This is a genomic window from Streptomyces sp. NPDC002004, assembly GCF_053593975.1.
Genome location: NZ_JBSFDP010000038.1, coordinates 14067 through 37618, shown reverse-complemented (window position 1 = coordinate 37618; position 23552 = coordinate 14067). Strand labels below are relative to the sequence as shown.

Below are 23552 nucleotides of genomic sequence, written 5' to 3'. Positions count from 1 at the left end.
GTTCGGGAGGGTGTATGACAGTCCACGGCACTGTGGCCGCCGGTTTCGAGGGTGTGCGGGAGGAGTTCGCCGCCTTCGTCGCGGGCGAGGAGCACGCGCCGGGGGCGCAGCTGGTGGTGCACAAGGGCGGCGAGCGGGTGGTGGACCTGTGGTCGGACGGGGTGACCGGGGAGTCGCTGCTCGGTGTCTTCTCCTCCACCAAGGGCGCGGCGTACCTGGTGGCCGCGCTCCTGGTCCAGGACGGCGTCCTGGACCTGGACCGCACCGTGGCCTCGTACTGGCCGGACTTCGCCGCCGAGGGCAAGGGTGGGATCACCCTGCGCGAACTGCTCGCGCACCGGGCCGGGGTGATCGGCCTGGATGCCGGCTTCACCCCGGAGGAGCTGGCCGACGACCGGTCGATCGCGGCCCGCCTGGCCGGGCAGCGCCCGTTCTGGCAGCCGGGGCGGTTCTTCGGCTACCACGCGTTCGTGATCGGCGCGCTGATCGGCGAGGTGGTATTCCGGGCCACCGGGCGCACCCTGCAGGAGTGGTACGAGGAGCGGATCCGCGCCCCGTACGACCTCGACCTGTGGCTGAGCCTCCCGGAGTCCGAGGAGCCGCGCTTCCTCACCACCCTCCCGATGCTGCCGACGCCGGAGCAAGCGGCCGAGATCGAGGCCGCCGCGCATAGCCCGCACAGCCTGGGCGGCATCGCCTTCAACGAGCACGCGCCGGACAACGGCGAGCTCTACGACTTCCCGAACTCCCGCACCGTCCGCGCGAACGGCCAGGCGTCGGCGGGCGGCATCGGCTCCGCGCGGGGCCTGGCCGGCATGTATGCGGCGGCCGCGTTCGGCCTGGACGGCCGGAGTCCGCTCCTGAAGCCGGACACGGCAGCCGAGTTCGCCCGGATCCACTCCGAGGGCAAGGACCTGGTGAGTGGTCAGCCACAGGCGTTCGGCCTGGGCTTTCACACCTACGGCCCTCACTTCCCCTCCATCGGTGCCAGCGCCTTCGGCCACAGCGGCGCCGCGGGCTCCCTCGCCCTCGCCGACCCCCGGCAGGGCTACTCCTACGCCTACACCCGCCGCCGGTACGCCTTCCCGGGCGGCGCGGCCCCGGAGAACATGCGCCTGCTGTGGTCGGTGGTCCGGGCGCACGGATGACGAAAGTGGGGCGCGGCCCGGAGAACCGGACCGCGCCCCACCCGTTCAGGCACGTCTATGTAGCCCGCCGCACCGTCAGCCCCCTGGAGCAGCACGAAGACCAGGAGCAGGACGCCGGTGACGATCCTTGTCCGCTAGGAGTTCAGGGTGCCCTCGAAGGTGACAATGGTCTGCATGACGAGGACGTAGCCCGAACCGTCGACCGCCTCACTCGCTCCCGCTGCCACGCCGTGATCATCGGCTCGACCAACGCCCACTGCCCGTCCGACAAGTTGCTCGGCTACGGATGTTCCACGCCGCATTCGGCTGCTGCCCCACCCGGAGACGAGTCGTTCCTGTGAGCCGACTGGCGCCGGTTCAGAGTGTCCGGCGGGGGCCGCTCGGGTCCGCCCCTGTCGGCGTTGGATCAGGATGCTTCCGCGACCCGGTTGAAGAGCCGGCCGGCGAGGTCGACGCCTGTGACCACGCCGTTGGCGTCGCGGGAGAAGTAGCCGCGCTGCCCTTCCAGGCCGCCTTCGGTGACGATGTACTCGTCGCCGTCGCCTTCGCTGTCGCCGGGGAGGAAGCCGATGTCTGCGGCTGGGTAGTCCGGGGGCATTTCCTCGTCCGATGCCTCACGGATCTCGGGCTTGATCCCGACCGCCAGGGTCAGACGGGTGCCGTCGGTGGCGATGTCGAGATTCATGGCGTCGATCTCATAGCGGCCGACGACCTGCCGGGCTCGTCCCTCGTCGTACGGGACCGGCTCAGCCGACTTCTCTATAACGCCGAGGTAGTGCTCGAGCGTCCACCGCACGACGGACTGGTTGAAGGGGTAGCCGTCCGGGCCGACGTTGGCCAGGGAGACCACCGCGAAGTTGCGCTCGGGCACGATGAGCAGCTCGGCGAACTGCCCATTACCCGAGCCGCCGTGGCCGATCCCGTGCAGGCCGTCCAGGTCGTGCAGGAACCAGCAGATGCCAAAGCCGTCGCCGAGCGTGCTGGCGCGCAGCCCGACCGTCTGCTCCCGCATGCGGTGCAGCTCCGCGGCGGGCAGCACGCCCTCGCCGTCGCCGAGTTGGAACCGTGCCCAGCGCAGCAGATCGCTCACCGAGGAGGCGAGGCCGCCGCCGGGGTTGTCGCGGCGCGCGCCCTCCTTGAAGGCTGCCCAGGGCCGGGCGGGGCGCAGTTCGCCGTCGTCGCCGCGGTTGTAGCCCACGGCGAACTTGCGGACCATCACTTCGGACAGGCCGTACACGGTGTCCGCAAGACCCACGGGCTCCAGGACGAGCGAGGCCATGGCCTGCTCGAAGGGCAAGGCCGTGACCTTCTCGATGATCCGCCCGGCCAGGTTGTAACCGGCCTGGCTGTACGAGGCGCGGGCCCCAGGCGGTGCGATCAGGGGCAGTTGGGGGAGCTTGGCCACGAGCCCGGCCAGGGAGCGGTCACCCTCGCCGTCGTCGATCAGGTTCCAGTCCAGGCCCGCGGTGTGGTTGAGCAGGTTCAGGACGGTGATCTGCGCCGCGGCCTGCTCGTCGACGAGCTTCAGTTCGGGCACGTAGCGCCGTACCGGGGTGTCCAGTTCCACCTTCCCCTCGGCGACCAGGCGCATCAGCGCGGTCGCCGTGAAGGTCTTGGATACCGATGCCAGAGGGAACAGCGTCTTCTCGTCGACCGGCAGCGGGTTGCTGAGGCTCGTCACGCCGTGCGAGGCGTGGATCTCCTGGCCGTCCATGAGAACCCCGACGGCGACACCAGGAACGCCGAGCTCCGTGGCCTGCGCCTTGACGAATTCCGACAGCTTGTCCTGCAGCATTGCTCCCCCTTCGGCACTTGAACTAAGTACGAGAGGCAGCGTAGGGGCGACTTGAACAAAGTGCAAGACTTCATGAACTAAGTTCAAGTAAGGTGGTGGCCATGCCGCGAGACACCCTGACCGCAGACCTGATCGTCCGTGCGGCCATCGAGCTGCTCGACAACGATGGACTGGACGGCCTCAATATGCGGAGCCTGGCGAAACGGCTCGGCTCGGCTGCCACGGCCATCTACTGGCATATCAAGACCAAGGACGACCTGGTCCGACTCGCCAGCGACGCGATCTGGCACGAGGTCGAGCCGCCCGATCTCGGCACCACCGACTGGCGCACGGCCGCCACCGCCCATGCCAGCGGCATGCACGCGATGCTCACCCGGCATCCCTGGCTCGTCCAGGCGTTCGGCAGCCACCTCCTGCACGGACCCGGCCAGGCCCGGTACAACGACCTCAGCCTGGCCATTTACGAAAAGGCGGGCTTCGCCGCCGACGGCGCGGACCGGGCCGCCGCCGCCGTGTTCACCTTCGTGCTCGGCAGCGCGCTCGGACCTGCCGCACAGGTCTCGCTGAACCGCCGGCTGAGCAAGAACGGCGCAGACGCCGAGCAACTGATGGCCGACGCCATGACACGCGCCACCGAGACCGCCATGCAATTCCCGCGTCTGCGCGAACGCCTCGACACCACGGCCGCCGTAGAGTACGCCGCAGCGCCCGACAGCACCTTCGCGTTCGGCCTTCAGTCCCTCCTCGACGGCTTCGAGGCCCGCCTCGCTGCCGAAGGCGGCAGTCGGCGACAGTGACCCGCGCCCGGCACTGGGGCAAAGGACTCATCGCGCTTCTCCGGGGATGATCGGCATGCCCAGGGTGACCGGGGTGCGGTTGCGGGTGAGTCGGTCGAGGGAGGCAAGTTTGTTGCATGCGGCTTCAAGGTTGATCCGGAGGCCTTGGACTTCGCCGAGCCAACCGTTGGCGCGGGCCTCCTCATGGCGGTCGCCGAGGTTGTGGTGGCGGCGTTGGCGCCCCAGTCTCCGGCGGCGGCTCGCTGCCATGTGACGGCGACGCTGATGTCGATGCCGAGGGTGCGGCCGAAGACCACGGCGGGCAACTCGGTGGCGAGCTAGAACAACGCGGTTGAGCGGGCGTCCGCGAGCCGGATGCCGAGTTTGCCGAGCCGCTCTCCCATGGCCCAGGCGCTGATCGGGCGGCCGCACTGACCGCCGCGGAAGAGCCAACCACCGATGCGCTCTCAGAGAAGGGCAAGCCCCGGCGGTGGACGCGCCAGAAGATCCTCAAACAGGCCGCCCCGCGCAGACGGTAGAACCGGCTACCGACGGTTCCTTGACCTGCGAAAACCTGGCTCGCCTTGCGTGCATTTGCCGCGTTGAGGCGTGAAGGTTCCTTCCCCTCAGAACTTGCCCATGTGCTCCACAGTGCGATGCCCCAGCTGCTGGCTGAACGTCGCGCAGAAGCCGGCGGAGAGTGGCGGCCAGCCCCACAACTCGAAGGCGAGGGCACCCACCGCGAAATTGGACTCCCATTGCCACTCCGTGACCGAGACCGAGGCACCGCAGGCGGAGCAGGTGGCACTCCCCTCACCCGTCTCCTTCCAGGCGGCGATGCCGTCCTTGAACGGCTGCCAGACCTCCTCGTCCGCCTCGAACTCCTCGGGATAGTTGATGATCACGGTCTTGGTTTCGCATCGCGGGCAGACGGCGTACTCCGCATCGTCCGCCCCCTGACCGCCCACGTGGTAGTCGCGCCCGACGACGACGGCCACCGGACCCGGCAGCCAGTCCGGATCGGATGAGTCGGCAACGGCCCGCGCCCACTCGGGACCTGGCACATAGCCCTCCTCGACGGTCAGGCTGTACACCCCGTCCCTGGACACCTCACGCGTGATCAGGCCCTCAGTGACCATCCAGGCGACCATCCACTCCGCAAGCGGCCCCGCCTCCTCGCCGGTCACCTCGACGTCGACGATCCGCTCAAAGAAGTCACCCATCGCCTCCCCCTCCTGTCGATCAGTCCCCATACTGTGTCACCACGCTCTGACACCAGCCCCGGCATCGGTGAGGGAATCAGGGGCGGGATGTGCTCGCACCTCCTCACCCCGCGACCATCATTCCGTCACCTCACAAGCCGCATTTCGTCGGTAGCCCGGCTACGGCCGCCGTCGCGTCGGGCGACGTCAACGGAACTGCCAGCGATCGTTGAAAACGGCCGACGGGGCTGCAGCACATCGGCTGCAGCCCCGTCGCTCATTGGGTTGTGATGACCGGGTCTTGTGGCCCGGGCGTCAGTGCTCGAAGACGTCAGGGAATGTCATCGGCTCCGGCTGCGGCGGAGCGGGCGGCTCCGGCTGCGGCAACTGGGGGGCCGGCTCCGGCGGTGGCTGGTACGGAGGGATCGGGATTACCGGGGTAATCGGCTGCACAGGGTCGGTCATCTGTTCTCCTCGAATGCCATGGAGCTCTTCTGTCGAGTTGACGGCGTCGGATAGACGCCGCTTACAGGTCGATTTCTTCCAGCGCCTCGGCCGCCCAGGCGGCTACGACAGAGCCGACGGCAGCGCCGACCAGCGCTCCCGCGGGTCCGCCGGCAGCGAAGCCCAAGAAGGTCATGCCGCGCCTCACCAGCAGTCCGGCGCCGCCGGCCGCCACGCCTGCGGCGGCCCTCTTGACGTACCGTTCGGTCTTGTCTTCGTGGCTCTCTGCCATGCGTGCTCATCCTCCCCTTCTAGCCCTGCACGATGAAAGCGGGCTGATTCAATGGTCACTCAAGGGGCTTTCGCAGGGGTATTGAGGGAACCCTGATGAATGGCGATCCGAGAAGGGGGATCCCCCTGTTTCAGGACTCATCGTGATCGTTGTGGCGTGTGATGTCGTTGAGGTATGCGAGCACGATCAGGACGCGGATGTTGACCTCTGGGGCATCCTCGGGTGAGGGAATCTCATAAGCCCTCCTGATGGCGCCGATATGCCTCTCTACCGTCCCATTGGACATGTTAAGTTGACCGCCGATTGCTTTGTTCGCGAGACCTCGCGCGATTAACTCGACGACCTTTCGTTGCATCGCAGTCAGCATCCCGCCCCGGCCGGTAAACCCGTGTAGTTCCGCGTCGATGCAGATGCCTCCACCTTGCACGGTATGTGCGTAGGCGAGCAATTCAGAGACATTGTCCAGCTTGTCTTTGAGGATGTACCCGACACGGCCGCCCTTCTGTCCGATGGTCATGACTTCTCGCGCGATGCGCAGTTCATTGTGCTGCGACCAGACGAGCAAGGCGATGGTGGGGAAGTTCTTTCGGATATGGTTGGCAGCCCCCAGCCCTGCGAACGCTCCTTCACCAGAACGCGAGAAATCGACGTCCAGCAGGATCACGTCGGGACGTGACTCTTCCTTAAGTTTCCTTTTCGTCTCCGCAATGGACTTGGCCTGAGTAACTTGATGCCCCCGCCTTTGCAATTCAGGCACGAGAAGGTCGTGGTAGAAGAGTCCGTCGTCGGAGATCATGATGTGCATGGAAGTTCCACCCTCACATGTGTACCTTCGCCAACTGGGCTGTGCATGCTGAAGGTCCCCCTGAGTACCCCCGTCACGAGCTGGGCCGCTCGATGAAGTCCGACTCCGGAGGAATCGGACAACTCGGCGCCTCCCGCACCGTCGTCATCAATCTGCACGACGAGACGGTCGTGTTGCAGAGTGACGGCGACACGGATACTGGTGGCATCCGCATGGGTTACGGCATTGCGCACTGCCTCGCTGATGACCCTGTAAGCGGCGTGCTCTAGACGCTCCGGCCAGCGAGTTTCGGGAATGATCACATGCTCTATAGGGAGCCCCAGTCGGTTATAGAGCGATTCGACTCCGGCTTGTAGGCCATATTTCTCGAGCGACGGCGGGAAGAGCAGGAATGACACGTTCCTGATCTGATCTTGCAATTCGCCGAGCCCATACAGCGCCTTCTGTATCAACTCGACCGCCCTCGCGCTTCCCCGCGCTCCCGGTTCGCTCTTGAGCTCATTGAGAAGGAAACGAATACCCATGATTCCTTCCTGTCCGCCGTCATGAAGCGCACTTTGAAGTTCCTTGCGCTGCTGTATCTCTGAGTCGAACAGCATCATGCTGGCTTGAGCTGACTCTGCTTGAAGAGCTTCCTTCTCCAGGATGATTCTCGTGACGGTTGCTACTGACCGCAGCTGCCGAGCGCCAGTGAGAGATGCATCGTGAATAAGTACGCCAAGCGGCTGACCGTGCCATTTTAGGTAGGTCTTTGTGCGACTCGGATCTGTCGGGAATTTGACAGTCTCTCCGACCGGAGTGGCGTATCGCCCCTCGTTGGGAAGCCATGGGTAAATCTTGATTTCCGGGTCCCCGAGCCATTTGGCGAGGAGCTCCCGATAGCCCTCACTGGCCGCCTGCTCGAAATCAGCAAGCCGCTCGAAAGCGCTGGCCCGGCCAACCCATTCCCGCAGGGCACCAACCTGACTGGCGATAGGAACAAGCAATACGGCCGTGGCATAGCCGAAAAGCAGGATTTGGTTCAGTCTGGCCGATGCGTGCGTCAGGGCGACAACCAGGAAGCCGCTCACAATCGAAGCCGCCAGAGCGGCGGAGACCCAAACCGGAGCAACGCTCCTGCGCGTCGGCGGTCTCTCGGAACGCCAGCGGCGTATCAGTAGCGCTAAAACGGCGGCACAGAGGACCATCCCAGCTACTGTTCCGGCGGTGGCCCACGGCGAGTAAGTACCCGCTTGCGGGTCGCCCCAGACCTGCGGTGGAGGCGACTCTTCCACGAAATATCGAGCGGTCTGAGTGATCAGAATGACACCATAAAGGCTCATGACAACCGTGGATGTGATGGGATCCCGCAGCCGGCCGGAAGGAAAGCTCAAGACAATGTGAGCCATCAGCGCAGCATTGAAGAAGAAGAGGCAGAAGCCGATGGCATATAATAAGCGGTTTTCACTGAATTGCAGATCACCGATATACCAGGTCAATCCGTATGCAACCAGCAGAGTTCCGGTACGGCTCAGGCGAGGGCGCCACACGAGCATGACGAGCCCGGCTGCCAGCGCAGCGATGCCCGCGCTTTGGATGGAAATTTGCATCCACCATGGCCACGGGGCTCTTCCTATGGACAGTGAAGCGGCATACGTCGCAAAGGCCCCGCAGGCCAGCGCTACCGCGATGACAGCCGCTGCTCGAGAGGGGCTGAGTGCGGCTGAGTCACCGGCCATCTCATCCCTGTTACCGGTAAGGCTCGGGCGATCGGTGTCCGGCATTCCTCCATGCTCGGCATTCAGCGATTCCGGCACCAGGCAGGTATCCCCCGCTCTTGTCCTCGGCTCTGAGGGGTTCCCCCTGCGGACAGGGCGAGCGGGTGGCTTCACCTCCACCGCGTCTCAGGGCCGATGTTCCCCGGTTCCACCCAGCTCATGTCTCAGCGCCTTCATCCTCGTCAGGTTCGGCCGCGTCCGGGTCGCGCGGCGGTCGCAAGTTTTCGCCGGACGGGGTTGAGGACAGGAAGCTGTCGCGGCCAGGCCGTTGAGGTTCGCATGCCTGAGCGGAGAGAGCCGGCCCACGTCCTCGTCCAGGACGCCGTGCTCGCGCTGGTCGGCGGGCAGCGCCCTCAGCTGCTCGACGGCGGCGTCCAGATAGCGGGTCGTCCACAGCACGGCGGCGTTCAGGACCAGGCCGAGCGCGCCGAGCTGGTCCTCCTGGCCTTCGCGGTACGCCTGCATGATCTGCCCGCGCTTGCCGTGACAGATCTCTCCGGCAGGCTTGTGCCGGGACTCCTGGACGGTGAGCTGCCCGTTCATCTGTCGCCGGTAGCTGTCGTCGACCGAGTTGACCACGCACAGCAGATGCAGGGTATGGCGATCCGCCCGTACTCGGCGAACGCCAGCCCCAGCGGCGTCGGCCTCCCCTCGGCCGAATCTCCGCAGCCGGTCGTAGGCACGGACCTGCCCGGTGACCAGCGAGCTGGCCACCCGCAGCATGTCCGGCCAATGCGTGACCACCTTGTTCATGTTGACCCGGTTCCGGGCCATGAGCTCCAGCGGCCCGTAGCCGCCGGTGGCCACACCCGGCACATCCGCCCGCCAGAACCGTTGGTCGGCCAGGTCGCGGAAGCGGGGCCGGGATCCCGCTACGTAATGCTCGTACGCCGTCATCTGCCGCTCGGTGTACCACTTCACACACGAGGTGTCCTCCATGTTCAGGTGCTCCGCCAGGAACTCGATCACCGGCCACGGCACGTCCTCCAGCGCCCTCAAGGAACAGTGCCAGGTACCGGTCCGTACGCATCTGAAGCGCGAAGCCCAGCCGGTGGTGATCCCCGCGACGCTTACGGATCAGCTCCCGGTCGACGTCATCGAAGTAGAAGAACAGCTCCAGCTCCGGCCGCGTCGGCTCCTCCAGCCGGCCGTACGCCGCCGCCTGCTCATCAGTCAGAAACTCCACCGGCACGCGGCGGACGGTAGCCACAGGCCGAACCGCTCATGCGTCCTTTTGACGAACACCCACGAAGTGCGGACCGCTGTGCTAGAAGGCCAAGATCAAGTGCTTAGTGCTATCGGGTCCGTTGTACCCCAACGCCGGATCTCCAACGTCACGACGGAGCAGGATGGAAAAGCAGGGACCGCAATCCGGTTTCGGTTCCAGTTGCGAAGACTCCGTCGCGCGGGCCTGAACTGCCTCCTGAGTTCTGTCCGGAGAGGTGATCGCGGGGGGGGGACTGTCTCCCCCTTCCGGGGGAGGCAGTCCCCCCGGGCGCGGGATCTTGCTGCGGCGCCCGGGGGCTGTACTGGAACGGTCAGCAAGTCAGTGAAGTGACCGCTGCGCCGCTCCGGGTCCGGTGCGGGCGCGGCGGCCGTGGCTCAGGAGGAATCACGATGCATGAGTGGACGAGAAGGCGTCTGCTGACCTCGGCGGCGATGACGGCGGGCCTCGCCGTCACGGCGGCCGCACCCGCGACTGCCGCGGTGGGGCACCGGACATGTCTCGGCGACGACGACATCCTGACAGCACTGCGGCGCCTGCCGGGGCTCCGGGTGATCGAGGAACGCCAGGGCGCCGAGCCCGGGTACCGCTTCTTCGTCCTCGGCCTGCGCCAACCGGCCGACCACACGAATCCCGCTGCCGGGACCTTCGAGCAGCGCCTGACCCTGCTGCACACCTCCGTCGACCGCCCCACCGTCCTGTTCAGCACGGGCTACGAGGCGCTCCTCACGCCCCGGCGGGCCGAACCGACCGTGCTGCTGGGCGGCAACCAGCTCCAGGTCGAGCACCGATTCTTCGGCACCTCGCGCCCGGCGAAGGCCGACCACTCACTGCTGACCATCCGCCAGGCCGCCGACGACCACCACCGTGTCGTTCGCCTCTTCCGCCGGCTCTACCGCGGCGCGTGGATCTCCACCGGTAGCAGCAAGGGCGGTATGACGAGCGTCTACCACCGCCGCTTCCACCCCCATGACGTGGACGGCACGGTGGCCTACTCCGCCCCGAACAACGTCGACGACCGTGACAACACTGCGTACCTGCGGTTCCTGGAGAGCGTGGGCACCGCAGACTGCCGCGAGGCTCTGCGGACCGTACAGCGGCAGGCCCTGCAGCGCCGCACCGAACTCGTCGCCCGCTACGAGGCCTGGGCCGCCGCCGGAAACACCGCGTTCCGCATCGTCGGCAGCGCCGACAAGGCCCTCGAAATCGCCGTCCTGCGCGCCCCGTTCATGTTCTGGCAGCGCAACACCGCCGCGGACCGCGCCTCCATCCCCGGCCCGGACGCCGACACCGACGAACTGTACGCGTGGCTGGACGACATCACGGGCCTGCCCCTCTACGCCGACGCGGCCGTGCAGCACTACGTCCCGTACTTCTACCAACTCGGCACCCAGCTCGGGTACCTCGCCTTCCCCACCCGCCATCTGTCCGACCTCCTGCGGTATCCGAACGCCGTCGAGCCCCGTACGTTCGTCCCGCGCGACATCGCGATGCGCTTCGATCGCGACGCCATGCCGGACATCGACCGCTGGGTCAGGCGTCACGGCAGCCGTCTGCTCTTCGTCAACGGCGCCCAGGACCCCTCCGTCGCCGAGCCCTTCCGACCCGGCACGCGCGACTCCCGCATTCTGTGGGCCCCCGACGCCAACCACAGCACCGCGATCGCCGAGCTGTCCCCCGCCGACCGTGCGGAGGCCGTCGGCATGCTCACCCGCTGGGCGGGGAGCCCGTCTCTCCGCTGAGGCCGCGGGGACCGTGTGCGGCGGCGATGCCTGTGCGGGTCCGGCTCGGAGCCGCCGTACTCGAAGACATCGAGCAACACGGCCCCGCCCAGCTCCCTATGCGAGCCAGCCGAGATTTTGCTGGCACCCGACGACGCCACCGTGATCTATGACGACGTGCACTCGACCTTCTGGGGTGACGACGCCAGCCGAGGCCGCAACTGCACCGGCCGTCTCCTCGAACTTCTCCGCTCCGAACTGCAGATGCGATCAACCAGGATTTCCGAGCTGTAGGCGGACCGAGGTCGACCCCATCGAGGCCAGTCGAATTTCGGTGAGTGCCTGGTGCGATCCTGCATGTACGAACCATCTCGGCGACGCGAACCTGCACACCTGGACGCTGCGATGGAGGGCCCTCCTCGCAGCCGACACCCAGGATCAGCTTGCCTGGCTGGGCGAGCGTGAACTGGAGACGGAGTCCGTCGTTGAAGAGGTGGAGCTCCTTTGCCGCATCTCCGAAGGACTCGCGGAGCGCGGAGCCTTGTCTCGTTGCGCTTCGTTGCCGTGGTCGGTCCGCACGATGTGCAGGCACAGATGGATCCCGGCCGCGGTGCCGGCCGCGGTGAGCACGTCGCTGTCGTCGACGATCAGCTTGCGGGAGCCGGTGGGTCACGTTCCGAAGACCAAGGCCCACGGGATGAGGCTCTCGTGACGGCGGGCTAGAGTCGTCGCCGATCACGTGTATGTACGAGGGGCGGGCGAGAGTGGCGACGGCGGATCCCGGCGCGGTGAGTGACCTGCCTGTGCCGACCCGGAGCCGCCTGATCATCGGGTGGCTCCTGGTCTTGCTACTGGCCGCCCTGACCACCTCGTTGCTGGGCGCCCTCGACGCCGGCCTGGGCGGGGTCCTCGGAGCCCTCGCTCTCACCCTGAGCTACCACCTGATCGTCCGGCGCCTGATCCTGCGCCAGAACGCGGTGCCCAAGCGGATCAAGGTCTGCTACACGCTGGCGTCGATCGCGCTCGCCGTAGGCGCCGTGTACACATCACCCGCCAGTCTGGTTGCCTTCGGCAAGGAGGGTGTGGGCTTCATCGACTACCAGGACCGGCAGAAGGGCGGCCACGGCACGTACGTGCAGTGCTACGTCCAGGACCCCGATGGCAGTGTCGATCCACTGCCCTCTGGTGGCGCCTGCCCGTACCCTGATGGAACGCCCGTCACCATGGTCTACTCCCCCGACGGGATCGGGGGCCCGTTGCTGGGCGCCAAGTCCTCCTACACGTATGCGGTCGTCGTCTGCGCGGTGGGACAGCTGACCGGCTATTGCCTGATGGTCGCTGCCGCCGTCATCACGGGCCGCCGGTTCGCAACCTGACGGTGCGACAAGCCGACCGGATCTCTTGAGTGCAGGCCCCTCACTTCAGGTAGGGGTTGGCTCATCCTCGGCGTGGAGCCGCGTAGCGGCGGAGTTCGTGCGTTGTCAGTGGCCTTCACTCTGCTTGCGTTGCTCCTGCTCGATCCAGCGGTCGACCTGGACGAGCTGGTTGTCGGGCTACGGGTCGACCCGAAGGCCTATCGGCGGCTACTCAAGGTCGGACACGGTGAGAAGCTCCCGGACGACCGCGCCCTCGGCACGCTCCACACCAACGAGAAACCCTGGCGGCTCCTGGGAGGCTGGCGTGAGCGCCCCATCCTCCAGGGAGACCAGGTGCATCCCAGCGTGAGGTACCGCATCCACGCCACCGCAGACAGCGTCCGTCCATACCGGCCAAGACTGCCCTCATGAGTGGTAGGCGCTGATGTCCACGACCGCCTGTGGATTGGAACCTGCGCGGTTTGAAGGACGAGGCCTTTGTCGGCCGACGGACCCGCCGAGGCCTCAGGGTGCCCGAGCCCGCCGGGCTCTCCTCCTGTGGCCGACCGACTCCAGCCAGTAACGCCCGACGGGTGGCTCGGCAAGCGGGGTGCGATGCCCGACTCCAGCCCCACGGTCGCTTCGGTCGCCCAGCCAACGATCACGGCTGTGGCGGGCCTGCGGCAGATCACCGTTGCGCCGACAGAGTGCTGGTGCCGGCCCGCGGACTGTCGCCACCGGCTGCCGTGGGCGAGCGGTGGACAGCCGCTTCCGGCGCGCAAGGACCACCCGAGTGGCCGATAGTGGACGTGGGGGGCTCTTTCCGCGATTTCGGAGCAGTCATGGACCGCTACCCACCCATCGCCGAACACGGCCTGGTGGGCGACCTACAGACCGCCGCCCTCGTCTCGTCGCAGGGTGTCGTGGACTGGTTCGCCGCTCCCCGGTTCGACTCGCCCAGCGTCTTCGCCGCTCTGCTCGACCACGACGGCGGCGGGTACCTGCGGCTGGCCCCCGAGCATCCCGACTCGACCTGCAAGCAGCTCTACTACCCCGACACGGCCATTCTGGTGACCCGGTTCATGTCACCGGACGGGGTGGGTGAGGTGGTCGACTTCATGCCCCCGGACCGGACCCGCACCGCCACGGACCGTCACACCCTGATGCGCCTCGTGCGTGCCGTGCGAGGGGCCGTCGACTTCACGCTCGAGTGCCGGCCGCGCTTCGACTACGGCCGGGCCGAGCACCAGCTGGAGCTCGGCGAGAACACCGGCGTATTCCGGTCCCCGGGGATGGACGCGCACCTGCAGACCACCTTCCCACTGGAGCGGGACGGTCAAGACGTACGCGGCAAGGTGACCCTGAGCGCCGGCGAGTCGGGCGGCGCCGTGTTCACCGTCTGCGCACCCGGCGGCGAGGCACCCGCACCCCTCACGGTCGACGGACTCACCGCACAGGTCGATGACACCAACCTCTTCTGGCAGTACTGGCTGCGCCAGTCCCAGTACCGGGGCCGCTGGCCCGAGCTGGTGCACCGTTCCGTCATCACCCTCAAGCTCCTCACCTACGCCCCCACCGGAGCCCTCATCGCGGCTGCCACCATGGGCCTGCCCGAGCAGGTCGGCGGGGAGCGGAACTGGGACTACCGGTTCACCTGGGTACGCGACGGCTCGCTGTCCGTGCGGGCCATGCTTGACCTCGGCTTCGTCGAGGAGGCCACCGCCTTCGTCCACTGGGTGGTGGACAGGCTGCGGGAGCGCGAGGACAAGGAGGAGGAGCCGCTCCAGACGATGTACCGGGTCGACGGCAGTCCCGACCTCCCGGAGGAGACACTCGATCACTTCGAGGGCTATCGCGGCTCCGCGCCCGTCCGCATCGGCAACGGCGCCGCCGACCAGCTCCAGCTGGACATCTACGGCGAGGCCATATACGCGGTGTCCCAGGGGGCGGAAATCGCGCAGCAGGCCAGTTCCGCGGGTTGGCATGCGGTTGCCAGGGCACTGGACTGGTTCGCCGACGCCTGGGACCGGCCGGACGAGGGCATCTGGGAGACCCGCGGCGGCCGCCAGGACTTCACCTACAGCCGGGTGATGTCGTGGGTTGCCTTCGACCACGGGATGCGCCTGGCCGAGTCGTTCCGCTGGCCCGCCGACATGGAACGATGGCGCACGGCGAGAGACGCCGTATTCGAGCAGATCACGGAACGAGGCTGGAGCGAGAAGGAGCGCGCCTTCGTCCAGCACTACGGCGGCGACGTCCTGGACGCATCCCTCCTGCTCATGCCGAGGGTCGGCTTCATCGCTCCGAAGGATCCGGCCTGGCTCTCCACCCTCGACGCCATGGACCGCAAGCTCGTCTCCGACAGCCTCGTCTACCGCTACGACCCGGCGGCATCACCGGACGGGCTCCGCGGCTCGGAGGGCACCTTCAGTCTGTGCACCTTCCTCTACGTCGACGCGTTGGCCAGGGCGGGGCGACTGCCTCAGGCCCGCTACACCTTCGAGAAGATGCAGACCTACGCCAACCACGTCGGGCTCTTCGCCGAGGAGGTCGGCCCGACCGGGGAGCAACTGGGCAACTTCCCCCAGGCGTTCACCCATCTGTCGCTCATCATGGCGGCCACCACCCTCGACCGGGCGCTCGACGCGGAGCAAGGGCGCTGACCCATGGTCACCCATGCCCGTCCCGCAGGACCGCCACGGCTGACCAAGGACGAGTTCGCCGTGCTGTACCGGCGCCTGCTTTCGCGCGCAGCCTGGGCTTCGGGGGACCGGGGCGCTCTGGACGCGCTCACTCCTGACCGGGTGGTGGCCGCCACCCGGGAGGTGCGGACCGGCCGGACGGTGACGCTCGCCGCGCCGGTGGAGACGCTGCCCTGCCCGGACAATCCGGAGCCCGCGAGGCATCGGATGAGCGGGCAGCCGGCGGAAGACGCCTCGGGCGGGCTCCACTTCGCGAGGGACAGCTTCGCGATGAACGTGCACGGCGACGCCGACAGCCACATCGACGCCCTCTGCCACGTGATCTACGACGGCACACTGCACGGCGGCGTGTCCGCGAGCAGCGTCACGGCAGGCGGGGCCACCGCGCTCTCCATCGAGGCGGCGCGCGACGGGATCGTGGGACGCGGCGTGCTGCTGGACATCCCCCGGCTGCGCGGCGTGCCCTGGCTCGAACCGGGTGATCACGTGAGCGCCGACGACCTCACCGCGGCCGAGACGGCCCAGCGTGTCCGCGTGACCGAGGGCGACCTCCTGTTCGTCCGGGTCGGCCACCGCCGACGCCGCGCCGAACTGGGCGCGTGGCACGCGGCGGACGCGCGCGCGGGGCTCCATCCGTGCGCGCTGGAGTTCCTGGCGGACCGGCGGGTCGCCGTGCTCGGCGGCGACGGGAACAACGACACAGCCCCGAGTTCCACCGAGGGCGTCGACTTCCCTGTGCATGTGCTGGCGGTCCACGCCATGGGCCTTCACCTGCTGGACTACCTGCAGTTCGAGGACCTGGCACCGGTCTGCGCGGCGGAGGGACGCTGGTCTTTCCTCTGCGTGATCGCCCCGCTGAGGCTGCCGGACGCCACCGGCTCGCCGGTCAACCCGGTAGCCGTCCTGTGACCCGGGTGCCCACGGTCGTGGTGGTCATGGGTGTCTCGGGTTCCGGCAAGTCCACCGTGGGACTGCTGCTCGCGCAGCGCCTCGGGGTGCCCTTCCTGGAGGCGGACGACGTCCACCCGGCCGCGAACCGCGCCAAGATGGCCGCGGGTCGGCCACTCGACGACGAGGATCGCCGGCCGTGGCTGCTGTCCATCGCCGAATGGATCCGCGAGACGACCGACGCCGGCCGGGGCGGGGTGGTGGCGTGCTCGGCCCTCAAGCACGCGTACCGGAACATCTTCCGCAGGGCAGGTGCAGGCGTGTGGTTCCTGTATCTGGCGCTCGACCGAACGACCGCCGACCGGCGGGTCACCGGACGCGTGGGCCATTTCATGCCCGCCCGGCTGGTGGACTCCCAGTACGCCACCCTCGAACCGCTGCGGCCTGACGAGCCCGGCCTGACCGTCGCCGCGGTGGCCGACCCGCAGACGATTGTCGACCAGGCGGTGCGCGCCGTCCGGTCAGTGAAGTGAGTGCACGCCTGTTCGACTCCGTCGGGTCGCCGCCGCCTGACCCACCCGATAGTTTGGGATTTGGTGCCAAATATCCCGATTGCGCGAGTGTTCGTCCGGACCAACACAGCCCACAGGCCCCCGGACGGGCGCTACGGCCAGGACAGCCGACGACTCCTAGAACGGGACCCTCTCATGGCCGACGATCAGCACTACGACGTCATCATCATCGGTACGGGAGCGGGCGGCGGCACGCTCGCCCATCGGCTGGCCCCCACCGGCAAGCGGGTCCTGATCCTGGAGCGCGGCGACTACCTGCCACGGGAGCGGGACAACTGGGACTCCACGGCCGTCTTCGTCAAGGGCAAGTACCGTGCCCCCGAGTTCTGGTACGACAAGCACGGCAACCAGTTCCCCCCGGAGGTCAATTACTATGTCGGGGGCAACACCAAGTTCTACGGTGCCGCGCTCTTCCGGCTCCGGCCCGAGGACTTCGGCGAACTGCGCCACCACGACGGCATCTCACCGGCCTGGCCGATCCGCTACGAGGACCTGGAGCCGTACTACACCCAGGCTGAGCACCTCTACCTGGTGCACGGCCGGCACGGCGAGGACCCCACCGAAGGGCCGACCAGCGCGCAGTACGCCTACCCGCCGGTCGAGCACGAGGCGCGCATCCAGCAGCTCAGCGACGATCTGGGCAAGGCCGGCCTGCACCCCTTCCACCTGCCCATCGGCGTGAACCTCACCCAGGACGAGAACGGCCGGGCCACCCATGACAGCGTCTGCATCCGCTGCGACCGCGTCGACGGCTTCCCCTGCCTGATGGGCGCGAAGTCCGACGCGCAGGTGATCTGCGTCGACCCGGCGCTGAAGTACGACAACGTCACGTTGGTGACCAACGCCAACGTGCGCCGCCTGGAGACCGACCCGACCGGACACACCGTCACCAAGGTCGTCGCCGAGCTCAAGAACGGAACGACGGAGGAATTCAGCGCCGACATCGTGGTGGTCGCGGCCGGTGCGGTCAACTCCGCCGTTCTGCTGCTGCGTTCGGCCAACGATAAGCACCCCGGTGGCCTGGCCAACAGCTCGGACGTGGTGGGACGCCACTACATGCGGCACAACAACCTCGCGCTCATGGCAGTGTCGAAGGAACCGAACCTCACCAGATTCCAGAAGACCCTGGCGCTGAACGACTGGTATCTGGGCGCGGACGACTGGGATTATCCGCTCGGCGGCATCCAGATGCTCGGCAAGTCGGACGCCGACCAGATCCACGGCGAGGCGCCGCGCTGGGCCGGTGCCGTCATGCCCGACATGCCCTTCGAGGTACTCGCCCACCACGCCGTCGACTTCTGGCTGTGCGGGGAAGACCTTCCGCTGCCCGAGAGCCGGGTCACCCTCGACAAGGACGACGCCATCCACCTGGCTCTCGACGAGAAGAACAACATCGCCGGGTTGAAGCGCCTCCAGCACAAGCTGCGGGGAATGCTCGGACACCTGGGCATGCACGAGCACCACCTGCTGGATCACAGCATCTACCTGCACAAGGGCATGCCGATCGGCGCCACCGCGCACCAGGCCGGCACCGTGCGGTTCGGCGACGACCCGCGGAGTTCGGCCCTCGACGTCAACTGCAAGGCCCACGACCTCGACAATCTCTACATCGTGGACACCAGCTTCTTCCCCAGCATCGGCGCGGTGAACCCGTCCCTGACCGCCATCGCCAACGCCCTGCGGGTGGGTGACCACATCGCCGCCCGGCTGAGCTGACGGGGGCCCGTCGCTCTGCGAACCGGCCGAATGCAGCTACAGGTTGTCGCCGGGTGCTCTGGCGGCCCGGGTGTCGGCGTCGGTGAGCTCCTCCAGCTCACCCATCGTGTCGAGCCGGTAGAGCATGACCAGCGCAGGACCGACCAGCACGATCGCGATGGCCGTGACGATCATCAGCCAGCGCAGGGTGTGCGTGGCCCCGGCCGCCTCGGCCACCGTCAGCGAGGTGGGCAGCAGGTAGGGCCGCTGCGCGAAGCCCCAGGCGCCGACGACCAGGGCGACGCTCGCCACCGAGGTGTAGCGGGACCAGCCGTGGGACCGGCGCAGCAGAAGCAGCACCGTGGCCAGACCGCAGACCGCGGCCAGAATGATCAGCACCAGCCCCCAGCCCCCGGTGAGGCCCTCCCAGACGTACCGGGCGTCGTTGTGGGTGACGGGCAGGCCGATGAGCGCGAGGACCACGACGGCGCCGAAGGCGATCAGCGCCCGCAGGCGGAAGTAGTCGACGAGATCGGGCGCGCCGAACCGCAGGGCATCGGAGCAGAGGAACACCGCCCCGAGAAACGCGGTGGCCGCGATGGCCAGCAGACCCGTGAGGACGGAGGTTCCATTGGCCCATGCGTCCGCGGAGGCGGTCGTACCGACCTTGACCCGGCCGGAGGCGATGCCGCCGAGCACCGCCCCGAGGAAGAACGGCGTGAGCAGCGACGAGACGGCGAACACCGCGCCGTAGACCCGTTGTCGGGCCAGGCGGCGGGTCGGCTTGCGCAGGGCGAACCCCGCGCCGCGGAGCACCAGGCCGACGGCGGCGAGGGCGAGCGGCAGCCACATCGCGGAGAACACGGCCTGGAACATCGTCGGGAAGCCGGTCCACATGATGACCAGAACGAAGATCAACCAGACGTTGTTGGCCTCCCAGACCGGTGCCATGGCGTGGTCGATGAGCCAGCGGGGCCTCTTGCCGCGCTCCGCGCCGCCGGCCAGCAGGTCCCAGAAGCCCGCGCCATAGTCGGTGCCTCCGGCGCAGGCGTAGGCGGCGATCGCGATCACCAGCACCCATGCGATGAATTCGGCCATTACGACGCACCGCCGGAGGTGTTGCCGGACCCGCCACCGGGCGCGGCCCCGGCGGTTGTGGGCTCGGGCTCGCTTCTGGGCCCGTACGGGGTGTCGGTCTCCGGCGGTAGTTCGGCGCGCGCGGCGGCCGAGCCCTCGTCGGCGATGCGCCAGCGGGTACGCATCTTCAGGACAACCGCGAGGAATGAGCCGAAGACGGCCACGTACACGACCATGACGATGCCGAGCATCGCCCACAGCGATCCGGCGCGAGTACCGGTCACCGCCTCCGAGACCCTCATGTGGTTGTAGACGATCCAGGGCTGACGGCCGACCTCCGTGGTGATCCAGCCGCACTCCACGGTGACCAGGCACGCGACTCCGGCGAGCGCGGCGCAGCGGTAGAACCAGCGACTGCGCGGGTTGTCCCGATGTCTCCACCAAGACCAGGCGTACCAGAGCGCCAGCAGGATCAGCACGCTGCCGACGGTGGCCATGATGTCGAAGGCCCAGTGGGCGATGGTGGCCTCGACAACGGTGGGGCGGTCGGCGGCCGACGTCGACGTCAGCCCTTTCACCTGGGTGCTGGCCTTGAAGCCGGCGAGGATCGAGTCCAGCTGGGGAATTTTGAGTCCGCCGGAGATTGTCCCGTCACTGTTCAGCCGTCCGAACATGTACTCGGGCACGTGGGTGTCGGTCTTCCAGACGATCTCCATGGCGGCGAACTTGATCGGCTGCTTGTGGAAGACGGCGCGAGCGGCGGAGTCGCCGAGCATGAACTGGATCGGAGTGAGGATCGCGGCAACCGTGAACGGCACGGTGAAGCCGAGGCGGTGGTAGCGGTCACGGCGCCCGCGCAGCCAACCGACCGCGTACACACCGGCGACCACATACCCGGCGGTCAGGAGCATCGCGACCACGAAGTGCCAGTACTCCGGACCGAACATCGGTGTGAAGACCGCCTGTTGCACGTTGACGTTGATCGGCTTGCCCTGGGCGTCGAGGCTGAATCCCTGGGGGGTGTTCATCCAGGAGTTGGCCGCGATGATGCCGAACGCCCCCATCAGGGCGGCCAGCGGCAGCGGGACGGCGAGCCAGAAGTGGGTCCAGGGCTTGAGCCGGCGCCACCCGTACAGGTAGATGGCGATCAGGACGGCCTCCAGGAAGAACGCCCATGCCTCGACGCCGAACCCGAGGCCGAAGACGTCGCCCCAGCGGCCCATCATGCCGGGCCACAGCAGGCCGAACTCGAAGGACAGCACGGTGCCGGTGATGATGCCGATGGCGAACTGGACGGCCATCACCGCCGACCAGCGCCGGGCGAGTTGCAGGGCGACAGGATCGTTGCGACGCAGCCCCCGGTGGTGCATCAGCAGCGTGATGAACGGCAGTGCCACACCAAACGGGACCAGCAGGATGTGCGAGGCCAGGGTGAAGGCCATCAGCTCTCGGGCCGGCAGGAGTTGGGCCGGGGTGCTGTTCGTCAGAAGGGCAACGGTGCTGAGCATGTGCGCCTCGATGGTCTGCCCTGCGGGGCGCGGGGCTGAGGAGGGACAGGATGCGGAGGGAGCGGCCGGGAAAGCCGCTGATGGCCGTCGTCAGGGAGGCGGCGAGGGCGCTTGCGGCTCTGGCGCGCGAGCGGCCGACGCGTCGGTGTCAGGCATGGTGAAGGCGCGTTCACGGCGCGAGCTGGTGGCGAAGGCGACGAACCAACTGAGCACGGCTCCCAGCCTGCTGCGGAAGCCGGTGAGGAAGGCCAGGTGAATGAAGAGCCAGGCCAGCCAGCCGGTGAAGCCCGACACATGCAGCGGGCCGACCTTGACCACGGCCCGGCCGCGGGCGATGTAGGCAGCGCTGCCGAGATCCAGGTACTTGAAGGGCTTCGGCTCCTTCGTCCTGCCTTCGACGGCGTGGCGCACACTCCGACCCGCGTACGCGCCCGACTGCATGGCGACCTCCGCCAGGCCCGGCAGCTTGTTGAGGCTCATCACGTCGCCCGTGACGCGGATCTCCGGATGGCCGTGGACAGTGAGGTCGGGTTCGACCAGGATGCGTCCGGCCCGGTCCTGCTTGGCACCGGTCGCCCGGGCCAGCGCGGCCGCGATGGGCGGCGCCTCGACACCCGCCGTCCACAGCACGGTGCGTGCGTCGAACCGGGTCGTCGCACCGTCGTGATCTCGTACCGTCAGGCCGTGCGCGTCGATATCGGTGACCATCGTGCCCAGGTGGAGCTCCACACCGAGACCCTGCAGGGTTCGGGCCGCACGGTGGGCCAGTGGGGGGCCGAACGCGCCCAGCACCGCGTCGGACCCCTCGAAGAGCAGCACCCGGGCCTTGGCCGAATCAATCTTCTGGAACTCCCGGTCGAGCGTGTGGCCGGCGATCTCGCGGATCTGTCCAGCGAGTTCGACACCGGTCGGCCCACCACCGACGAGGGCGAAGGTGAGCCATTGCTGCCGTTCCCGGTCGTCCGCGGCCGTTTCGGCCATCTCGAACGCCCGGTAGATCCGTCGGCGGATATCCAGCGCGTCGTCCAGGGTTTTCATTCCGGGGGCGTGCACGGCGAACTCGTTGTGCCCGAAGTAGGACTGTCGCATACCCACCGCGACGATCAGATCGTCATACGGCAGCGCGACGGCTCCCCCCTCGGGCCGCCGGGCGTGAACCAGCCGGGCACCGGCGTCCACGTCAGTGGCCTCGGCGAGCACGCAGCGCACGTTGTGGTGGCGCCGCAGGACCCCGCGGAGCGGTTGGGCGATCTGCCCCTCGGACAGAATCCCGGAGGCGCACTGGTACAGCAGCGGCTGGAAGAGGTGGTGGGCGCGGCGGTCGACAACAGTCACCGCGACCGGCGACTTCCGCAGGGCGCGAGCGGCGAACAGCCCAGCGAACCCCCCGCCGAGGATCACCACCCGGCGGGGCGTGATGTGATCCTGCATCGAAGATCAGCCTCCGGTGGCAAAGCCGGGAAAAAGCGTCATTCCGCCGTCGACGTAGAGGGTGGCGCCGACGACGTAGTCGAGCAGGTCGGACGCCATGGCGACGACGGCGTTGGCGATGTCGTCCGGGTCGCCCACGCGGCGGTACGGGATCAGGCGCAGCAGCTCGGCCTCGGCCTCGGGGGTGGACCAGGCGTCGCGGTTGATGGGCGTGCGGATGGCGCCGGGCGCGACCGCGTTGACCCTGATCCGCTTCGGGGCCAGCTCCTGGGCAAGGGTCTGCATCAGCATGCCCACACCGCCCTTGGAGGAGGCGTAGTTCACGTGGCCCGACCACGGGATGATCTGGTGGACCGAGCTCATGCAGATGATCTTTCCCGCCGAACGGGACACCTCCTCCACCACGCCGCGCCGGATGAACTCCTTGGCAGCCTCACGCGCGCACAGGAACTGACCGGTCAGGTTGACGTCGATGACCTTCTGCCACTGGGCGAGCGTCATCTCCGTGACGGCTGCGTCCCGCTGGAGGCCCGCGTTGGCCACCATGATGTCGATGGTGCCGAACTCCTCGACCATCCGCGCGACCATGGCGGTCACCTGGTCCTCGTCGGACACGTCGGCCTCATGTGCGTAGGCGCGGACCCCGAAGCCCTCGATCTCCTTCACGACGTTCTCCGCCTCGTGCGCACCGACGACGTAGTTCACCACGACGTCCGCTCCGGCCCGGCCCAGGGCAACGGCGGTCGCCAGGCCGATGCCCGAGTTGGCACCGGTCACCAACGCCTTCTGGCCCTTGAGCAGCTGCGCGGACATCGTCCCGCGGTTCTCGACTCTTGCTGCCACGATCTCTCCTTGGGCGTTTCGGACGGCACGCCCTCAGGAAACGGGCGACGCGCGTGAGTAAGGCCGGGACTCGGCCGGCCCGCCAGGACAGACACAGGAGCCGTCGCACACCCGGCCCCCAGACGAAAGCACCCTGCGGCGCGGGCGAACCCGACCGGCACGCGGTGCCGCCGATTTCGGCGGGGCATGTCACACGGTCAGGCTACGAGCCGCCCCGGGCCCTTCCCCGGCCGGCGTCATGCGGGCCCGCCGAGGGACATGGGATGACGCCAAGCCGGCTCGCGGATGGCAACAGGGGCCACTGGCGTTCCCGCCG

Annotated in this window: 20 protein-coding genes and 1 pseudogene; 10 read left to right on the top strand and 11 right to left on the bottom strand. The window is 67.9% G+C overall.

Going from position 1 to position 23552, the window contains the following annotated elements; all coding sequences use genetic code 11:
* The first annotated feature begins 14 nt into the window (after positions 1-14).
* Positions 15-1148, top strand: a complete 1134-nt coding sequence (locus ACWCP6_RS32485; RefSeq protein WP_450936197.1) for a serine hydrolase domain-containing protein — start codon at positions 15-17, stop codon at positions 1146-1148.
* A gap of 406 nt (positions 1149-1554) precedes the next feature.
* On the opposite strand, the gene ACWCP6_RS32480 is transcribed toward ACWCP6_RS32485, so the two are convergent.
* The gene (locus ACWCP6_RS32480) at positions 1555-2943 is read right to left on the bottom strand and encodes a serine hydrolase domain-containing protein (protein WP_450936196.1); all 1389 of its coding nucleotides are present in this window, start codon (positions 2941-2943) and stop codon (positions 1555-1557) included.
* A gap of 101 nt (positions 2944-3044) precedes the next feature.
* Between ACWCP6_RS32480 and ACWCP6_RS32475 the strand changes: the two genes are divergently transcribed.
* On the top strand, positions 3045-3740 hold the full coding sequence (locus ACWCP6_RS32475; protein ID WP_450936195.1) for a TetR/AcrR family transcriptional regulator: 696 nt from the start codon (positions 3045-3047) through the stop codon (positions 3738-3740).
* A gap of 605 nt (positions 3741-4345) precedes the next feature.
* Here ACWCP6_RS32475 and ACWCP6_RS32470 read toward each other — a convergent pair.
* The 6 genes and pseudogenes from ACWCP6_RS32470 to ACWCP6_RS32445 all read right to left on the bottom strand — a co-directional run.
* The gene (locus tag ACWCP6_RS32470) at positions 4346-4942 is read right to left on the bottom strand and encodes a hypothetical protein (protein ID WP_450936194.1); all 597 of its coding nucleotides are present in this window, start codon (positions 4940-4942) and stop codon (positions 4346-4348) included.
* A 505-nt stretch (positions 4943-5447) separates the two neighbouring features.
* Positions 5448-5657, bottom strand: coding sequence for a hypothetical protein (locus ACWCP6_RS32465; RefSeq protein ID WP_450936193.1), 210 nt, complete (start codon positions 5655-5657; stop codon positions 5448-5450).
* 130 nt (positions 5658-5787) lie between these two features.
* Entirely contained in the window at positions 5788-6453 is a 666-nt protein-coding gene (locus tag ACWCP6_RS32460; protein WP_450936192.1) for a LuxR C-terminal-related transcriptional regulator, read from the bottom strand.
* Entirely contained in the window at positions 6450-8258 is a 1809-nt protein-coding gene (locus ACWCP6_RS32455; protein ID WP_450936191.1) for an ATP-binding protein, read from the bottom strand. Before ACWCP6_RS32455 ends, ACWCP6_RS32460 begins: the two co-directional genes overlap by 4 nt.
* Positions 8259-8345: 87 nt before the next feature.
* A complete protein-coding gene (locus ACWCP6_RS32450; protein WP_450936190.1) occupies positions 8346-9188 on the bottom strand; it encodes a Tn3 family transposase in 843 nt (280 codons plus the stop codon).
* 37 nt (positions 9189-9225) lie between these two features.
* Positions 9226-9405 (bottom strand): annotated as a pseudogene (locus ACWCP6_RS32445) (DUF4158 domain-containing protein); the annotation flags it as partial.
* A gap of 431 nt (positions 9406-9836) precedes the next feature.
* On the opposite strand from ACWCP6_RS32445, the gene ACWCP6_RS32440 reads away from it, so the two are divergent.
* From ACWCP6_RS32440 to ACWCP6_RS32405, 8 genes are all read left to right on the top strand, one after another.
* Entirely contained in the window at positions 9837-11186 is a 1350-nt protein-coding gene (locus ACWCP6_RS32440) for a S28 family serine protease (RefSeq protein ID WP_450936189.1), read from the top strand.
* Between the two features lie 141 nt (positions 11187-11327).
* The gene (locus ACWCP6_RS32435) at positions 11328-11459 is read left to right on the top strand and encodes a hypothetical protein (protein WP_450936188.1); all 132 of its coding nucleotides are present in this window, start codon (positions 11328-11330) and stop codon (positions 11457-11459) included.
* Positions 11460-11953: 494 nt separating this feature from the next.
* Positions 11954-12541: a hypothetical protein gene (locus tag ACWCP6_RS32430; RefSeq protein ID WP_450936187.1), complete on the top strand. Its 588-nt coding sequence runs from the start codon at positions 11954-11956 to the stop codon at positions 12539-12541.
* A 129-nt stretch (positions 12542-12670) separates the two neighbouring features.
* On the top strand, positions 12671-12952 hold the full coding sequence (locus tag ACWCP6_RS32425; protein WP_450936186.1) for a hypothetical protein: 282 nt from the start codon (positions 12671-12673) through the stop codon (positions 12950-12952).
* A gap of 410 nt (positions 12953-13362) precedes the next feature.
* Positions 13363-15183 carry a glycoside hydrolase family 15 protein gene (locus ACWCP6_RS32420; RefSeq protein WP_450936185.1) on the top strand — a complete coding sequence of 607 codons (1821 nt, stop codon included), beginning with the start codon at positions 13363-13365 and terminating at the stop codon, positions 15181-15183.
* 3 nt (positions 15184-15186) lie between these two features.
* Entirely contained in the window at positions 15187-16131 is a 945-nt protein-coding gene (locus ACWCP6_RS32415; protein WP_450936184.1) for a cyclase family protein, read from the top strand.
* Positions 16132-16157: 26 nt separating this feature from the next.
* The gene (locus ACWCP6_RS32410; RefSeq protein ID WP_450936217.1) at positions 16158-16643 is read left to right on the top strand and encodes a gluconokinase; all 486 of its coding nucleotides are present in this window, start codon (positions 16158-16160) and stop codon (positions 16641-16643) included.
* Between the two features lie 174 nt (positions 16644-16817).
* Positions 16818-18398 (top strand): GMC oxidoreductase, encoded by a 1581-nt coding sequence (locus ACWCP6_RS32405; RefSeq protein ID WP_450936183.1) that lies wholly within the window; start codon positions 16818-16820, stop codon positions 18396-18398.
* 36 nt (positions 18399-18434) lie between these two features.
* Here the strand turns inward: ACWCP6_RS32405 and ACWCP6_RS32400 are convergent, their stop codons facing one another.
* The 4 genes from ACWCP6_RS32400 to ACWCP6_RS32385 all read right to left on the bottom strand — a co-directional run bounded on the left by ACWCP6_RS32400 (position 18435) and on the right by ACWCP6_RS32385 (position 23206).
* Entirely contained in the window at positions 18435-19475 is a 1041-nt protein-coding gene (locus ACWCP6_RS32400; protein WP_450936182.1) for a cytochrome d ubiquinol oxidase subunit II, read from the bottom strand.
* On the bottom strand, positions 19475-20962 hold the full coding sequence (locus tag ACWCP6_RS32395; RefSeq protein ID WP_450936181.1) for a cytochrome ubiquinol oxidase subunit I: 1488 nt from the start codon (positions 20960-20962) through the stop codon (positions 19475-19477). The genes ACWCP6_RS32400 and ACWCP6_RS32395 overlap by 1 nt, the downstream gene beginning before the upstream one ends.
* A gap of 90 nt (positions 20963-21052) precedes the next feature.
* Positions 21053-22393 carry an NAD(P)/FAD-dependent oxidoreductase gene (locus ACWCP6_RS32390; RefSeq protein ID WP_450936180.1) on the bottom strand — a complete coding sequence of 447 codons (1341 nt, stop codon included), beginning with the start codon at positions 22391-22393 and terminating at the stop codon, positions 21053-21055.
* 6 nt (positions 22394-22399) lie between these two features.
* Positions 22400-23206, bottom strand: coding sequence for an SDR family oxidoreductase (locus ACWCP6_RS32385; protein WP_450936216.1), 807 nt, complete (start codon positions 23204-23206; stop codon positions 22400-22402).
* Between the last annotated feature and the right edge of the window lie 346 nt (positions 23207-23552).

What these genes read in the sequence shown, in the direction of transcription:
- ACWCP6_RS32485 (WP_450936197.1), top strand. Translation starts at nt 15, where the DNA reads ATGACAGTCCACGGCACTGTGGCCGCCGGTTTCGAGGGTGTGCGGGAG.
- ACWCP6_RS32480 (WP_450936196.1), bottom strand. Translation starts at nt 2,943, where the DNA reads ATGCTGCAGGACAAGCTGTCGGAATTCGTCAAGGCGCAGGCCACGGAG.
- ACWCP6_RS32475 (WP_450936195.1), top strand. Translation starts at nt 3,045, where the DNA reads ATGCCGCGAGACACCCTGACCGCAGACCTGATCGTCCGTGCGGCCATC.
- ACWCP6_RS32470 (WP_450936194.1), bottom strand. Translation starts at nt 4,942, where the DNA reads ATGGGTGACTTCTTTGAGCGGATCGTCGACGTCGAGGTGACCGGCGAG.
- ACWCP6_RS32465 (WP_450936193.1), bottom strand. Translation starts at nt 5,657, where the DNA reads ATGGCAGAGAGCCACGAAGACAAGACCGAACGGTACGTCAAGAGGGCC.
- ACWCP6_RS32460 (WP_450936192.1), bottom strand. Translation starts at nt 6,453, where the DNA reads ATGATCTCCGACGACGGACTCTTCTACCACGACCTTCTCGTGCCTGAA.
- ACWCP6_RS32440 (WP_450936189.1), top strand. Translation starts at nt 9,837, where the DNA reads ATGCATGAGTGGACGAGAAGGCGTCTGCTGACCTCGGCGGCGATGACG.
- ACWCP6_RS32420 (WP_450936185.1), top strand. Translation starts at nt 13,363, where the DNA reads ATGGACCGCTACCCACCCATCGCCGAACACGGCCTGGTGGGCGACCTA.
- ACWCP6_RS32415 (WP_450936184.1), top strand. Translation starts at nt 15,187, where the DNA reads ATGGTCACCCATGCCCGTCCCGCAGGACCGCCACGGCTGACCAAGGAC.
- ACWCP6_RS32410 (WP_450936217.1), top strand. Translation starts at nt 16,158, where the DNA reads ATGGGTGTCTCGGGTTCCGGCAAGTCCACCGTGGGACTGCTGCTCGCG.
- ACWCP6_RS32405 (WP_450936183.1), top strand. Translation starts at nt 16,818, where the DNA reads ATGGCCGACGATCAGCACTACGACGTCATCATCATCGGTACGGGAGCG.
- ACWCP6_RS32400 (WP_450936182.1), bottom strand. Translation starts at nt 19,475, where the DNA reads ATGGCCGAATTCATCGCATGGGTGCTGGTGATCGCGATCGCCGCCTAC.
- ACWCP6_RS32395 (WP_450936181.1), bottom strand. Translation starts at nt 20,962, where the DNA reads ATGCTCAGCACCGTTGCCCTTCTGACGAACAGCACCCCGGCCCAACTC.
- ACWCP6_RS32390 (WP_450936180.1), bottom strand. Translation starts at nt 22,393, where the DNA reads ATGCAGGATCACATCACGCCCCGCCGGGTGGTGATCCTCGGCGGGGGG.
- ACWCP6_RS32385 (WP_450936216.1), bottom strand. Translation starts at nt 23,206, where the DNA reads ATGTCCGCGCAGCTGCTCAAGGGCCAGAAGGCGTTGGTGACCGGTGCC.